This is a genomic window from Variovorax sp. (assembly GCF_965279555.1).
Taxonomy (GTDB): Bacteria; Pseudomonadota; Gammaproteobacteria; order Burkholderiales; family Burkholderiaceae_C; genus Variovorax.
This window is the reverse complement of the sequence record NZ_OZ257247.1, coordinates 5446031-5459560: the sequence shown is the minus strand read 5'-3', so window position 1 is coordinate 5459560 and position 13530 is coordinate 5446031. Positions and strand designations below refer to the sequence as shown.

Genomic DNA, 13530 nt, shown 5'->3' with positions numbered 1-13530 from the left:
GTTTCGGCCCTCCGGCACGACAACAAACATCCACGCAGGAGACATTCCCAATGAAAAGACCGCTGCACATTCCCGCACCGGCGCTCGCGCTCGCGGGCGTCGCCCTGCTTTTGACCGCCTGCGGCGGTGGTGGGGACGGCGGGGGAATCGGTTTCGGCGGGCTGCTGCCCGGTGGCGGCGGCAGCGACACCGGGCGCGGCTCGGTCGTCTCCGGGCCGCCCGCGCAGACTGCCAACCTGACCGCTGCCCAGTTCAATACCAGCCTGCAGGCCAGCGACCAGGGCAAGGCGCTGCTGCAGGTGGCCGGCGCGCCCAAGTGCGGCATCGACCTGCGCTACCTCGAATACCGCACCATCGGCGGCAAGAACGAAGCCACCAACGCCACCGCCGCGATCATGGTGCCCACGGGCAGCGACGTGGCCTGCAGCGGCGCGCGGCCGGTGGTGCTCTATGCGCACGGCACCACGCCGGCACGCAACTACAACCTGGCGAAATGGACCGACACCACCCAGCCGGCCGCCGGCGAGGGCCTGCTGGTCGCGGCCATGTTCGCGGCGCAGGGCTACATCGTGGTGGCGCCCAACTACGCGGGCTACGACAAGTCGACGCTGCCCTACCACCCGTATCTGAACGGCGACCAGCAGGGCAAGGACATGGTCGATGCGCTCACCGCGGCGCGCAAGACCTTCGGCGACATCGGCGCCACGGATGCGGGGTCGCTGTTCATCACCGGCTATTCGCAGGGCGGCTACGTCGCGATGGCGGCGCACCGCGAGATGCAGGCCACCGGCAAGACGGTGACGGCGGCGGCGCCCCTGTCGGCGCCCTCGGCCATCAGCCTGCTGACCGACTACACCTTCGAAGGCTGGCCGGCGCTGGGCGCCACCCTCTTCGTGCCGCTGCTGACGACCAGCTGGCAGCAGCAGTTCGGCAATGTCTACAACGCCACCACCGACGTCTACGAGAACCAGTACGCCAGCGGCATCGACACCCTGCTGCCGAGCAACACCCCCATCGCCACGCTGTTCCAGAACGGCAAGCTGCCGCAGCTGGCGCTGTTCCCGGCCGACGCGGTGCCGGGTCCGCTGAATCCGCAGCTGTCGATCTTCTACGGCGCCAACAACCTGATCCGCCAGAGCTACCTGACGCAGGCGGCGAGCGACATCCAGTCGAATCCCTGCGCCGGCAACGCGCTGCCGACCACGGCGGCCTCGGTGGGCACGGCCACGCCGCTGGACTGCAAGCCGACCACGGGCTTTCGCAGGGCGGCGGTGGCGAACGACCTGCGCAACTGGGTACCGGCCAAGCCGGTGTTGATGTGCGGCGGCGCCAACGACCCGACGGTGAACTTCGCCAGCACCCGCGCCACCGCCGGCTACTTCCGCGCCAAAGGCATGCCCGCTGCCGCGCTGACGGTGGTCGACCTGGAGGATTCGGGCGCGAACGACGCTTACTCAGCCGCCCGCGCCGGCTTCGCGCAGGCCAAGAGCCTGCTGGCGCAGAACACGTCGGGCAGCGCGACCGACAAGGCCACGGCCGTCACACAGGCCTACCACGGCACGCTGGCGCCGCCGTTCTGCCTGGCTTCGGCTCGCGGCTTCTTCCAGGGCGTGCTCGCCGCCGGAAGCTGACCGGACGGGGGTTCAGGCGGCCGCTGCGCGCTGCAGGCGGTCTTTGACACCCTCCCACTCGGGGGTGTCGGGCGGGGTCTCGACCCAGATCAGCTTGACGCCTTCGGTGTCGAACGCGCGCAGCACGGCAAACAGCTGCTGCGCGCTGGCCGCGGCGTCGTCGGGCATGCGCCGCAGCAGCACGCGCTGCGAACGGGTGCGCACCACGGCGCGCGACCACACGGCGATGTGCGCGGCGTTGGCGCCCAGCACGTCGAGCCCGGTCTGGATGGCCTTGGCGTCCATCAGGCGCACCTTGGCGTCGGGGGCGTAGTGCGCCTCCAGCGTGCCCGAGGCGCGCGGGTCGGGCGTCTCGAGCACTTCGCGGTCAGCCAGTTTCTCGCCGCAGGCCGCCTCGATCTGTGCGCGGGTGATGAGGCCCGGGCGCAGCAGCACTGGCGCGCCGCGGCTGCAGTCGACGATGGTCGACTCGATGCCGACCTCGCAGGCCCCGCCGTCTACCACCGGCAGCGCGTCGCCGAATTCGTAGTACACATGCTGCGCCGTGGTCGGGCTGACGCGGCCGAAGCGGTTGGCGCTGGGGCCCGCGAGCCCCGGCACGCCCTGCTCGGCGCAGGCCTGCAGCAGCGCCTGCGCCACCGGATGCGAGGGGCAGCGCAGGCCGATGGTGTCCTGCCCGCCGGCCGCTGCAGCGCCCACGCCGGGCTGGCGCGTGACGATCAGCGTGAGCGGGCCGGGCCAGAAGGCCTGCACCAGCTTCTGCGCGAAAGCCGGCAGCGGCTGGGCGAAGCGCGACAGCGATTCGGTGCCCTTGACGCCGGCCGCCACGTGGACGATCAGCGGATGGTCGGATGGCCGTCCCTTGGCCTTGAAGATGCCGGCCACGGCGGTGTCGCTGCTCGCATCGGCGCCCAGGCCGTAGACGGTTTCGGTCGGGAAGGCGACCAGCCCGCCCGCGCGCAGCACGCGCACGGCTTCGGCAATGGCGTCCGGGGAGCGGCCGTCGAGGATCATGCGAGGTCGGTGGTGGTCACCGCCGGCAGGCCCAGCAGCAGCGCCGCCTGCGAGGCCGTGGCGCGCACCGCTTCGAGGGTGGCGCCGGTAAGGGTCAGGTGGCCCATCTTGCGGCCGCGTCGCGGCTCCATCTTTCCGTAGAGGTGCAGGTGCACGCCCGGCAGCGCCAGCACTTCGCCCCAGCGCGGGGAGACCGGCTTGTCGCCCCCGGCCGGGAACCACAGGTCGCCCAGCAGGTTGAGCATGATGGCCGGGCTGTGCTGGCGCGGCGCGGCAAGCGGCAGGCCGGCGAGCGTGCGCACCTGCAGCTCGAACTGCGACACGTCGCAGGCTTCCATCGTGTAGTGGCCGCTGTTGTGCGGGCGCGGCGCCATTTCGTTCACCACCAGCGAGCCGTCGGCCAGCGCGAAGAACTCGACGCACAGCACACCCACATAGCCCAGGCCGTTGGCGATGCTCTTTGCCGAATTGACCGCGCCCTGCGCCACCGTCTTGGGCATGTTCTGCGGATGCACTTCAGTGACGGCCAGGATGCCGTCGCGGTGCAGGTTGCGCTGCGGCGGGAAGTGCACGACCTGGCCGTCGCGGCCGCGCGCGAGGATCACCGAGCACTCGAACTCGAGCGGCAGCATCTTCTCGAGCACGCAGGGCACGCAGCCCGTGGCCTGCCAGGCGTCGACCAGCTCGGCGCGCGTCTTCACGCGCTGCTGGCCCTTGCCGTCGTAGCCCAGGCGCGCGGTCTTCAGGATGCCGGGCAGCAGGCTGTCGTCCACCGCGGCCAGCTGGGCCGCCGTTTCGATGGCCGCGTAGGGCGCGCAGGGCACGCCGCAGCGGGTGAAGTGGGCCTTCTCGGCGATGCGGTCCTGCGCGATGGCGATGGCCGGGGCGCCGGGCGACACCGGCCGCGCGACGGCCAGGTGCTCCAGCGACGGCGCGGGCACGTTCTCGAACTCGGTCGTCACCGCGTCGGCCAGCCCGGCCAGGCGGGCGAGCCCGTCGACGTCGCCGTAGTCGGTGTGGATGTGGTGGTGGCTCACGCGGCCGGCGGGGCTGTCGGTGTCGGGGTCGAGCACCGCCGTGAAGTAGCCCATGCGCTGGGCAGCGTGGACGAACATGCGCCCCAGCTGTCCGCCGCCGAGCACGCCGAGCGTGGCGCCCGGAAGAATGGGCAGGTCGGCGTCGCTCACAGGGCACCTCCGCCCTGGGGCGAGAAAGGGGACACGGGGGGGGCTTCGCCAGCGGGGGCCGGCGGCAGCGTCATGGCTTCGGCGGCGGCGGTCTGGGCCGTGCGAAAGGCGTCGAGCTTCGCGCGCAGCGCCGGGTTGTTCACCGCCAGCATCGACACCGCAAACAGCGCCGCGTTGGCTGCGCCTGCGTTGCCGATGGCAAAAGTGGCCACGGGCACGCCCTTGGGCATCTGCACGATGCTGTAGAGCGAGTCGACGCCCTGCAGGTGGCGGCTGGCCACCGGCACGCCGAGCACCGGCACCGTGGTCTTGGACGCCAGCATGCCCGGCAGGTGGGCCGCCCCGCCCGCGCCGGCGATGATCGCGGCGAGCCCGCGCCCGGCGGCGCTTTCGGCATACGCGAAGAGCGCATCGGGCATGCGGTGGGCCGAGACCACCTTTGCCTCGTGGCTGATTCCGAATTGCTGGAGAATCTCGACCGCGTTGCGCATCGTCTCCCAATCGGAGCTCGAGCCCATCACTACACCGACCTGAATGGTTTCGTTCATGGTTTCAATTTTACGTTTCACCCTCAGTTGGTTCCGATGATCGACATCACTCTCGAAAATTTCCAGGCCGAACTGATCGAAGGCTCGGTCGCCACGCCGGTGCTGCTGGACATCTGGGCCGAATGGTGCGGCCCCTGCAAACAGCTCGGCCCGGTGCTCGAAAAGCTCGAAGTCGAGTACGGCGGACGCTTCACGCTGGCCAAGCTCGACGCCGACAAGGTGCCGCAGATCTCCTCCCAGCTGTCCGAGATGTTCGGCGTGCGCAGCATCCCGTTCTGCGTGATGTTCAAGGACGGCCAGCCGGTCGACGGCTTCGTCGGCGCCATTCCGGCCGAGAAGATCCGCGAATTCCTCGACAAGCACGTGCCCGGCGCCGACGAAGCCGAGGCCGCCTCGGAAGAAGCCGCCGCGCAGGAAGCGCTGGCCGGCGGCGACACCCAGGGCGCGCTTGAGAAGCTGCAGCATGCCGTGGCCACCGACCCCGCCAACGACGACGCCCGCTTCGACTACATCAAGCTGCTGCTGCAGGAAGGCCGCCACGACGACGCCAAGGTCGCGTTCGCCCCGGTGATCGCCAAGACCACGCTGGTGCGCCGCTTCGACGCGCTGCAGCGCTGGATGGATGCTATCGATTTCGCAGCACCGCCCACCGGTGCCGCGCCGGCCATCGCCGATTTCGACGCGAAGATCGCAGCCAACAAGCGCGACTTCGACGCCCGCTTCGGCCGCGCCCGCCTGCTGATGGCCGCCCAGCGCTGGACCGACGCGATGGACGAGCTGCTCGACATCCTGATGCGCGACAAGACCTGGAGCGAAGACCTCGCGCGCAAGACCTACATCGCGATCCTCGACCTGATCGAGCCGCCGAAGGTCAAGGTGGCCGATGGCCAGATCCCGCCGGACGATCCGGTGGTGGCCACCTACCGGCGCCGCCTGAGCAGCGTGGTGCTGAGCTGATTCCACAAAGCGACCTCCGGGTCGCTTTTTTCATGGCCCGACCGCGAGCGGGACGGCATTGGCGCGGCCGGCGCTGTCGCATACGATCACGCCCGATTCAACTTGTTGCAGATTTGAAAAGGAAAGACCGGCCATGCGCTCATTCGCCCGCCTTACCCGCCGCATTGCGCTGCCCGTCCTCGCGGCGGCGGCGCTGTCGACCACCCTGGCCGGATGCGGGAGCGGCATCAGCCTGGACGAACCGATCGAGGGGCCGACCTGGCGCCTGGTGCAACTGGGCGACGAGCCCATCGCGCCCAACAGCGGCGCACAGGTTCAATTCGACCGCAGCAGCGGACGGGTCAGCGGATCGGGCGGCTGCAACCGCCTTTCGGGTTCGTACACGCGCGCGGGCATCTCCCTGAAGATCGGCCAGCTGGCCTCGACCCGCATGGCCTGCCTCGACCCGACGCGCGGGGCCAACGAGGCGCAGTTCATTTCGGCGCTGCAGAACACGGCGAGCTACAGCCTCGCGGGGCCGGGGCGCCTGGCGCTGCTGGACGCAGGCGGCCGGACCGTGGCGACGTTCAGCTCGGCCGGAGCGCGCTGATCAACCCGTGATCAGCCGGTGAGGCGCTCGAGCGCCTCGCGATACTTGGCGGCGGTCTTCTCGATGACCTCGGCCGGCAGGCGCGGCGCCGGCGGCGTCTTGTCCCAGGGCTTGCCGTTGATCTTGGTGCCTTCGAGCCAGTCGCGCACGAACTGCTTGTCGTAGCTCGGCGGGTTGGCGCCGGCGGCCAGCGCGGCCTGGTAGCCCTCCACCGGCCAGTAGCGCGAGCTGTCGGGCGTGAGCACCTCGTCCATCAGCACCAGCGTGCCGGCCTCGTCGAGGCCGAACTCGAACTTGGTGTCGGCAATGATCATTCCCTTGGCCAGGGCGATCTGCGCCGCGGTTTCGTAGATGGCAATGCTGGTCTCGCGGATCTGCTGGGCCAGCTTGGGGCCGACGATCTCGACCACGCGCTCGTAGCTGATGTTCTCGTCGTGCTCGCCGGCCGCCGCCTTGGCGGCGGGCGTGAAGATGGGGCGCGGCAGCTTGCTGGCGTTGGTCAGGCCCTCGGGCAGCGGCACGCCGCAGACCGAGCGCGATTCCTGGTATTCCTTCCAGCCGCTGCCGGCCAGGTAGCCGCGCACCACGGCCTCGACCGGGATCGGCTTCAGGCGCTTGACCAGCATCGAGCGGCCGGTGACCTGCGGCACCTCGGCCTCGGTGACCACGCTCTCGGGCGCGTCGCCGGTCAGGTGGTTGGGGCAGATCTGGCCGAGCCGCTCGAACCACCACAGCGCCATCTGCGTGAGGATCACGCCCTTGCCCGGAATGGGCTCGCCCATGATCACGTCGAACGCGCTCAGCCGGTCGCTCGCGACCATGAGGATGCGGTCTTCACCGACGGCGTAGTTGTCGCGCACCTTGCCGCGCGCAAGCAGGGGCAGGCTCTGGATGGAGGAGGTGTGGACGGTGGTCATGGGCAATTGCGGTGGGGAAACGACGGAAACTGAAAGACGGTGAAAGCGGATTGTGCGCGCAGAAAAAAGCCACCGCGAACGGTGGCCTTCGAATCGCGGGGGAGGTTTTAAACGACTTCCTGAGCCAGCTCGCCCTTGGCGTATTTGGCGGCGACCACTTGCAGCGTGTCGCCCTTGATCTTGGCGCCCTGGCCTTCGCAGCCGAACTCGATGTAGCGCTGCTTGCAGATCAGCTTGGCGGCTTCGCGCGCGGGCTTGAGCCATTCACGGGCGTCGAACTTCTCGGGGTTCTCGAACAGGAACTTGCGCACCGCGCCGGTCATGGCCAGGCGGATGTCGGTGTCGATGTTGATCTTGCGCACGCCGTGCTTGATGGCTTCCTGGATTTCCTTCACGGGCACGCCGTAGGTTTCCTTCATGTTGCCGCCGTACTGGCGAATGATGGCCAGCAGCTCCTGCGGCACGCTCGACGAGCCGTGCATCACCAGGTGGGTGTTGGGAATGCGGCGGTGGATTTCCTTGATGCGGTCGATCGCCAGGATGTCGCCGGTGGGCTCGCGCGTGAACTTGTAGGCGCCGTGGCTGGTGCCGATGGCGATGGCCAGCGCGTCGATCTGGGTGCGCTTGACGAAGTCGGCGGCCTGCTCGGGGTCGGTGAGCAGCTGCTCGCGCGTCATGGTGTCGTCGGTGCCGTGGCCGTCTTCCTTGTCGCCCTTCATGGTCTCGAGCGAGCCGAGGCAGCCCAGCTCGCCTTCGACCGTCACGCCCAGGCGGTGGGCCATGTCGGACACCTTCTTGGTGACGTCGACGTTGTAGTCGTAGCTGGCGATGGTCTTGCCGTCGGCCTCGAGCGAGCCGTCCATCATGACCGAGCTGAAGCCCAGGTCGATGGCGCCCTTGCAGACGTCGGGGTTCTGGCCGTGGTCCTGGTGCATGACCAGCGGGATGTTCGGGTACTGCTCGATGGCGGCCTGGATCAGGTGCTTGATGAAGGCTTCGCCGGCGTATTTGCGCGCGCCTGCGCTGGCTTGCAGGATGACGGGGGCGCCGGTTTCCTTGGCGGCCTCCATCACGGCCTGGACCTGTTCGAGGTTGTTGACGTTGAAGGCCGGAATGCCGTAGCCATTGGCTGCGGCATGGTCGAGCAGTTCGCGCATCGAGACGAGTGCCATGGGGAAATACCTCGCGGGAAATTGGAAAAAGAGAAGGCTGGAAGACGAGAAAAACTACCCCAATTCTACCGAGCGACCTTGTCGGACGGCACTGACGCCAACCCGAGGAACTCCATGACCGGCGGCAGCACCGGCCCGCCCAGCCACTGGATCGGCTTGGCAAAAGCACCGATCAGCGTCACGTGGCTCAGGTTGTCGTACAGCCTGACCTGCACCGGCACACCCGCCGCGCGCAGCGCCTGGGCCATCCGGCCGGTGTTGCGGTCGGGGTAGACCAGGTTGTCCTTGGAGGCCGCCAGGAGCAGCGCGCGGGGCGCCGCCGGGGTGACGTGCGCCAGCGGCTGCGAGTCGGGCGGGGTGTTCGGCCAGTTGAAGGCGGCCTGCGCCTGCGGGTCGCCGATGGGCAGGAAGTCGTAGGGGCCGGCCAGGCCGATCCAGCCCGCGAGCTGCCTCGGGCTGGCGCCCACTTCGGCCAGCCAGCGCTCGTCGAGCGCCACCATAGCGGCGTTGTAGCCGCCCGAGCTGTGACCCATCACGTAGACCTGCTTCGGGTCCGCGCCCAGTTGCGCGGCGTTGTCGAGCGCCCATTTCACGGCCAGCGCGCTGTCGCGCACGAAGACCGGATAGGTGAAGGTGGGCGACAGACCGTAGTCGGGAATCACCACCACCGCGCCGCGCGCGGCCAGCGCCTCGCCGACGAACTTGTAGCTGGCGCGGTCGCCGTTGGTCCAGGTGCCGCCGAAGAAGAACACCACCAGCGGGCGGGAGCCCCGGGCCGGTTGCGTGGACGGCAGCGGCTGGTAAACGTCGAGCATCTGGCGCGGCGCCCGGCCGTAGGCGATGCCGCCCTGAAACTGGTAGGTGTCGCCGGGCACCAGGCCGTTGAGCACCTTGACCGGCGAGCAGGCCGAGAGCACGGCGGCGGCGGTGACTGTGAAGGCGGTGAAGAAAGCGCTGCGGCGCCGGCGGAGGGACTCGAAGGTGGCGAAGGGGGGAAAGCTCATCGCACCAGTACGCACGAAGGCGGGCAGCGGTTTCGTCAGATCGGAAGCTGCGTGGTTGACAGCACCTGCTTGAGAACGACGAAGGTGCGGATCTGGCGCACCCCGGGCAGGTAGAGCAGCTGTTCGGCGTGCAGGCGGTTGAAGCTGTCGTTGTCGCGGGTGCGCACGAGCATGAAGTAGTCGAACTCGCCGGTGACCACGTGGCACTCGAGGCAGCCCAGGACCTTCTGCGCGGCCTTCTCGAAGTCGGCGAAGGAGTCGGGCGTGGAGCGGTCGAGCACCACGCCGATCATCACCAGCATGCCGAGGTCGAGCGCGTCGGCATCGAGCAGCGCCACCACGCCCTTGATGAGCCCCGCCGCCTTGAGCCGCTCGACCCGGCGCAGGCAGGCGGCGGCGCTGAGGTTGACCTTGGCCGCGAGCGCGACGTTCGACAGCGAGGCGTCGCGCTGCAGGGCGCGCAGGATGGCGCGGTCGATGCGGTCCAGCTCCGGCGGGGTACGCAACGTTGTTGTGCTCATTGGCAACTTCACCGATTGAAAGTTCCGAAGATGGCAATCCTGCCTTTTTTTCTTACGGAAAGCCATTGAACTTCGCAAGCACGTTGCGAACCCTTCTTCCTACGATCAGTGGCTTCAACGCACCGGAGCCACCCTCATGAACCTGAAGAAGTTTCCCCGCCACGCCCTGACCTTCGGCCCGACGCCGATCCACCCGCTGAAGCGGCTGAGCGCGCACCTGGGCGGCAAGGTCGATCTCTATGCCAAGCGCGAGGACTGCAACAGCGGCCTGGCCTTCGGCGGCAACAAGACGCGCAAGCTCGAATACCTCATTCCCGAGGCGCTGGAAGGCGGCTACGACACGCTGGTGTCCATCGGCGGCATCCAGTCGAACCAGACGCGGCAGGTGGCCGCGGTGGCCGCGCACCTCGGGCTGAAGTGCGTGCTGGTGCAGGAGAACTGGGTCAACTACTCCGACGCGGTGTACGACCGCGTGGGCAACATCGAGATGTCGCGCATCATGGGCGCCGACGTGCGGCTGGACGCAGCGGGTTTCGACATCGGCATCCGCAAGAGCTGGGAAGATGCGATGGAGAGCGTGCGCAAGGCCGGCGGCAAGCCGTTTCCGATTCCGGCGGGCTGCTCGGAGCATCCGCGCGGCGGGCTCGGCTTCGTGGGCTTTGCCGAGGAAGTGCGCCAGCAGGAGGCCGAGCTGGGCTTCAAGTTCGACTACATCGTGGTCTGCGCGGTCACCGGCAGCACGCAGGCCGGCATGGTGGTGGGCTTTGCGGCCGACGGCCGGGCCGACCGCGTGATCGGCATCGACGCCTCGGCCAAGCCGCAGCAGACCTTCGACCAGATCCTGCGCATCGCGAAGAACACGGCCGAACTGGTCGAACTGGGCCGCGACATCACCGAGAAAGACGTGGTTCTGGACCGCCGCTTCGGCGGCCCCGAATACGGCCTGCCGAACGACGGCACGCTGGAGGCCATTCGCCTGAGCGCGCGCTTCGAGGGCATGCTGACCGACCCCGTGTACGAGGGCAAGTCGATGCACGGGATGATCGAGAAGGTGCGGCTCGGGGAATTCCCGGCCGGCTCGAAGGTGCTGTATGCGCACCTGGGCGGGGTGCCCGCCCTGAACGCCTACAGCTTCCTGTTCCGCAACGGTTGAGCCGCTCTCGGGCTCAGCTAGCGCGACAGATCTTGAGCATGTTGGTGCCGCCAGGGGCACCCATCGGCTCGCCGCAGGTGATGGCGTAGACATCGCCGGTCTGCACGATGCCGCGCTTCTTCAGGTGGTTCTCTGCCTGCAGCAGCGCGGTGTCGCGGTCGCTTTCCGAGTCCATCAGCAGCGGGCGCACGTTGCGGTACAGCGCCAGCTTGCGCTGCGTGGCCAGCCGCGAGGTCAGCGCGTACATGGGGATGTGCGCGCGGTGGCGGCTCATCCACAGCATGGTGGCGCCCGACTCGGTCAGCGCCACGATGGCCTTGGCGCCCAGGTGGTGCGCCGTGAACAGCGCGCCCATGGCGATCGACTGGTCGATGCGGCTGTAGGCCTTGCCGCTGAAGTCGGCGTCGAGCGTCTTGTCTTCGGCCGCTTCGGCGGCTTCGCAGATGCGGCTCATCTCCTGCACGGTTTCGAGCGGATAGCGGCCCGAGGCGGTCTCGGCGGAGAGCATTACGGCGTCAGTGCCGTCGAGCACGGCGTTGGCCACGTCGCTCACCTCGGCGCGCGTGGGCACGGGGTTGGTGATCATCGACTCCATCATCTGGGTCGCGGTGATGACCACCTTGTCCATGTCGCGCGCCATGCGGATCATCTTCTTCTGGAGCGCGGGCACTGCCGCGTTGCCCACCTCGACCGCGAGGTCGCCGCGCGCGACCATGATGCCGTCGCTGGCGCGCAGGATTTCTTCCAGCTTGGGAATGGCTTCGGCGCGCTCGATCTTGGCGATCATGCCGGGCTTGTGGCCGAACTCCGCAGCCGCCACGTTGCACAGCTGGCGCGCCATTTCCATGTCGGTGGCGTTCTTGGGGAAGCTCACGGCCACGTAGTCGGCCTGGAAGCTCATCGCGGTCTTGATGTCTTCCATGTCCTTGGCAGTGAGCGCGGGCGCCGTGAGGCCGCCGCCCTGCTTGTTGATGCCCTTGTTGTTCGACAGCTCGCCGCCGAGCTTGACGGTGGTGTGCACCGCCTCGCCCTTGACGGCGTCGACCGTGAGCACGATGAGGCCGTCGTTCAGCAGCAGCTTGTCGCCGGGCTTCACGTCGCGCGGCAGGTCTTTGTAGTCGAGGCCCACGGCATCGACGTCGCCGGGCTCGGTGCGCGAGGCGTCGAGCACGAACTTGGCGCCCGGCTCCAGCCAGACCTTGCCCTGCGCGAACTTGCCCACGCGGATCTTGGGGCCCTGCAGGTCGGCCATGATGGCCACTTCGCGGCCCGTCTTGCGGGCGGCCTCGCGCACCATGGCCGCGCGGTCGATGTGGTCCTGCGCCGTGCCGTGGCTGAAGTTCAGCCGCACCACGCTGACCTTGGCCAGGATCATCTTTTCCAGCAGTTCCGGCGTGTTGGACGCCGGACCGAGCGTGGCAACGATCTTGGTGGCGTGGCGGGGGATGCGGTCCGTGCTCATGAGGGTAGTCTCCGTTTTGTATTCGCTACTGTATACACTTTGTGTGTCTGACGGAAGTCACCCCACGGGCTTTCCCGCCGCCGGCATCAGCCGGCCGCGCGTTTGGACAGGATCTCGAAGGCCGGCAGCGTCTTGCCTTCCAGCACTTCCAGGAAGGCGCCGCCGCCGGTCGAGATGTAGCCGACCTGCTTCTCGATGCCGTACTTGGCGATGGCCGCCAGCGTGTCGCCGCCGCCGGCGATCGAGAACGCGCTGCTCTCTGCAATCGCCTGCGCGATGGCCTTGGTGCCGCCCGCGAAGGCGTCGAACTCGAACACGCCCACCGGGCCGTTCCAGACGATGGTGCCGGCTTCGCGCAGCTGCGCGGCCAGGATCGCGGCGGTCTTGGGGCCGATGTCCAGGATCAGGTCGTCGTCGGCCACGTCGCTCGCGTCCTTGACGGTGGCGGCCGCATCGGCCGCGAAGGTCTTGGCCGTGACCACGTCCACCGGAATCGGCACGTCGGCGCCGCGCGCGCGCATGGCTTCGATCACCGCCTTGGCCTGGTCGACCAGGTCGGGCTCGGCCAGCGACTTGCCGATCTTCAGGCCGGCGGCCAGCATGAAGGTGTTGGCGATGCCGCCGCCCACGATCAGTTGGTCGACATTGGCCGACAGGCTCTTGAGGATGGTGAGCTTGGTGCTGACCTTCGAGCCCGCCACGATGGCCACCAGCGGCCGCTTGGGCTGTGCCAGCGCCTTGGTGATGGCGTCGATCTCGGCCGCCAGCAGCGGGCCGGCCGCGGCGATCTTCGCGAACTGCGCGATGCCGTAGGTGGTGGCCTCGGCGCGGTGGGCGGTGCCGAAGGCGTCGTTCACGTAGATGTCGGTGAGCGCGGCCAGCTTGCGGGCCAGCGCCTCGTCGTTCTTCTTCTCGCCCTTGTTGACGCGGCAGTTCTCGAGCAGCACGACCTGGCCGGGCTTGACGTCGACGCCGTCGACCCAGTTGGAAACCAGCGGAACCCCATTTTCGTACGGGTGGCCGAGCAACTCGCCCAGGCGCTTGGCGACGGGGGCCAGCGAGTCTTCGGGCTTGAACTCGCCTTCGGTCGGGCGGCCCAGGTGCGAGGTGACCATCACGGCCGCGCCGGCGTCGAGCGCCAGCTGGATGCAGGGCACCGAGGCGCGCACGCGCGTGTCTTCGGTGATGTTGCCGGCGTCGTCCTGCGGCACGTTGAGGTCGGCACGGATGAAGACGCGCTGGCCGGCGGCTTTGCCCTGTGCGCAGAGGTCGGTGAATCGAATGACGTTCATGGGTCTGGAAGAGGTGGAAGACGGGTCGGCCTGCATTGTAGGTTTTGCACTTTGCCCGCCCTGAGCGCCTGTTGCCGCGGTCC

The 13530-nt window shown here is 68.5% G+C and carries 13 protein-coding genes; 4 read left to right on the top strand and 9 right to left on the bottom strand.

Annotated features, from left to right (window positions below; genetic code table 11):
• Nucleotides 1–50 precede the first annotated feature (50 nt).
• Nucleotides 51–1631: an alpha/beta hydrolase family protein gene (locus ACQY8B_RS25585; RefSeq protein WP_422084499.1), complete on the top strand. Its 1581-nt coding sequence runs from the start codon at nt 51–53 to the stop codon at nt 1629–1631.
• Nucleotides 1632–1643: 12 nt separating this feature from the next.
• Here the strand turns inward: ACQY8B_RS25585 and ACQY8B_RS25580 are convergent, their stop codons facing one another.
• From ACQY8B_RS25580 to purE, 3 genes are read right to left on the bottom strand one after another with little or no spacing between them, the layout of a single operon-like run.
• A complete protein-coding gene (locus tag ACQY8B_RS25580) occupies nt 1644–2645 on the bottom strand; it encodes an L-threonylcarbamoyladenylate synthase (RefSeq protein WP_422084498.1) in 1002 nt (333 codons plus the stop codon).
• Nucleotides 2642–3832 carry a 5-(carboxyamino)imidazole ribonucleotide synthase gene (locus tag ACQY8B_RS25575; RefSeq protein ID WP_422084497.1) on the bottom strand — a complete coding sequence of 397 codons (1191 nt, stop codon included), beginning with the start codon at nt 3830–3832 and terminating at the stop codon, nt 2642–2644. The genes ACQY8B_RS25580 and ACQY8B_RS25575 overlap by 4 nt, the downstream gene beginning before the upstream one ends.
• Entirely contained in the window at nt 3829–4380 is a 552-nt protein-coding gene (purE, locus tag ACQY8B_RS25570) for a 5-(carboxyamino)imidazole ribonucleotide mutase (RefSeq protein WP_422084496.1), read from the bottom strand. Before purE ends, ACQY8B_RS25575 begins: the two co-directional genes overlap by 4 nt.
• Before the next feature lie 36 nt (nt 4381–4416).
• On the opposite strand from purE, the gene ACQY8B_RS25565 reads away from it, so the two are divergent.
• Both ACQY8B_RS25565 and ACQY8B_RS25560 read left to right on the top strand, forming a co-directional pair.
• Nucleotides 4417–5337, top strand: coding sequence for a tetratricopeptide repeat protein (locus ACQY8B_RS25565; RefSeq protein WP_422084495.1), 921 nt, complete (start codon nt 4417–4419; stop codon nt 5335–5337).
• Between the two features lie 133 nt (nt 5338–5470).
• Nucleotides 5471–5926 carry an META domain-containing protein gene (locus tag ACQY8B_RS25560; protein ID WP_422084494.1) on the top strand — a complete coding sequence of 152 codons (456 nt, stop codon included), beginning with the start codon at nt 5471–5473 and terminating at the stop codon, nt 5924–5926.
• An 11-nt stretch (nt 5927–5937) separates the two neighbouring features.
• Here ACQY8B_RS25560 and ACQY8B_RS25555 read toward each other — a convergent pair whose 3' ends face one another.
• The 4 genes from ACQY8B_RS25555 to ACQY8B_RS25540 form a co-directional block, all read right to left on the bottom strand.
• Nucleotides 5938–6843 carry a phosphoribosylaminoimidazolesuccinocarboxamide synthase gene (locus ACQY8B_RS25555; protein WP_422084493.1) on the bottom strand — a complete coding sequence of 302 codons (906 nt, stop codon included), beginning with the start codon at nt 6841–6843 and terminating at the stop codon, nt 5938–5940.
• Nucleotides 6844–6950: 107 nt separating this feature from the next.
• Entirely contained in the window at nt 6951–8015 is a 1065-nt protein-coding gene (gene fba / locus ACQY8B_RS25550; protein WP_081268804.1) for a class II fructose-bisphosphate aldolase, read from the bottom strand.
• A 65-nt stretch (nt 8016–8080) separates the two neighbouring features.
• Nucleotides 8081–9019, bottom strand: a complete 939-nt coding sequence (locus ACQY8B_RS25545) for an alpha/beta hydrolase (RefSeq protein WP_422084492.1) — start codon at nt 9017–9019, stop codon at nt 8081–8083.
• Between the two features lie 35 nt (nt 9020–9054).
• Nucleotides 9055–9540 carry an Lrp/AsnC family transcriptional regulator gene (locus ACQY8B_RS25540; protein ID WP_422084491.1) on the bottom strand — a complete coding sequence of 162 codons (486 nt, stop codon included), beginning with the start codon at nt 9538–9540 and terminating at the stop codon, nt 9055–9057.
• 136 nt (nt 9541–9676) lie between these two features.
• Between ACQY8B_RS25540 and ACQY8B_RS25535 the strand changes: the two genes are divergently transcribed.
• Nucleotides 9677–10693: a 1-aminocyclopropane-1-carboxylate deaminase gene (locus ACQY8B_RS25535; protein ID WP_422084490.1), complete on the top strand. Its 1017-nt coding sequence runs from the start codon at nt 9677–9679 to the stop codon at nt 10691–10693.
• 13 nt (nt 10694–10706) lie between these two features.
• Here the strand turns inward: ACQY8B_RS25535 and pyk are convergent, their stop codons facing one another.
• Both pyk and ACQY8B_RS25525 read right to left on the bottom strand, forming a co-directional pair.
• Entirely contained in the window at nt 10707–12155 is a 1449-nt protein-coding gene (pyk, locus tag ACQY8B_RS25530) for a pyruvate kinase (protein WP_422084489.1), read from the bottom strand.
• 86 nt (nt 12156–12241) lie between these two features.
• Nucleotides 12242–13447 carry a phosphoglycerate kinase gene (locus ACQY8B_RS25525; RefSeq protein WP_422084488.1) on the bottom strand — a complete coding sequence of 402 codons (1206 nt, stop codon included), beginning with the start codon at nt 13445–13447 and terminating at the stop codon, nt 12242–12244.
• Nucleotides 13448–13530 lie beyond the last annotated feature (83 nt).

Excerpts from the sequence above, each read along its gene's own strand:
- fba (WP_081268804.1), bottom strand. The coding sequence starts at position 8,015 with ATGGCACTCGTCTCGATGCGCGAACTGCTCGACCATGCCGCAGCCAAT.
- ACQY8B_RS25560 (WP_422084494.1), top strand. The coding sequence starts at position 5,471 with ATGCGCTCATTCGCCCGCCTTACCCGCCGCATTGCGCTGCCCGTCCTC.
- ACQY8B_RS25565 (WP_422084495.1), top strand. The coding sequence starts at position 4,417 with ATGATCGACATCACTCTCGAAAATTTCCAGGCCGAACTGATCGAAGGC.
- pyk (WP_422084489.1), bottom strand. The coding sequence starts at position 12,155 with ATGAGCACGGACCGCATCCCCCGCCACGCCACCAAGATCGTTGCCACG.
- ACQY8B_RS25535 (WP_422084490.1), top strand. The coding sequence starts at position 9,677 with ATGAACCTGAAGAAGTTTCCCCGCCACGCCCTGACCTTCGGCCCGACG.
- ACQY8B_RS25580 (WP_422084498.1), bottom strand. The coding sequence starts at position 2,645 with ATGATCCTCGACGGCCGCTCCCCGGACGCCATTGCCGAAGCCGTGCGC.
- ACQY8B_RS25555 (WP_422084493.1), bottom strand. The coding sequence starts at position 6,843 with ATGACCACCGTCCACACCTCCTCCATCCAGAGCCTGCCCCTGCTTGCG.
- ACQY8B_RS25540 (WP_422084491.1), bottom strand. The coding sequence starts at position 9,540 with ATGAGCACAACAACGTTGCGTACCCCGCCGGAGCTGGACCGCATCGAC.
- ACQY8B_RS25585 (WP_422084499.1), top strand. The coding sequence starts at position 51 with ATGAAAAGACCGCTGCACATTCCCGCACCGGCGCTCGCGCTCGCGGGC.
- purE (WP_422084496.1), bottom strand. The coding sequence starts at position 4,380 with ATGAACGAAACCATTCAGGTCGGTGTAGTGATGGGCTCGAGCTCCGAT.
- ACQY8B_RS25525 (WP_422084488.1), bottom strand. The coding sequence starts at position 13,447 with ATGAACGTCATTCGATTCACCGACCTCTGCGCACAGGGCAAAGCCGCC.
- ACQY8B_RS25545 (WP_422084492.1), bottom strand. The coding sequence starts at position 9,019 with ATGAGCTTTCCCCCCTTCGCCACCTTCGAGTCCCTCCGCCGGCGCCGC.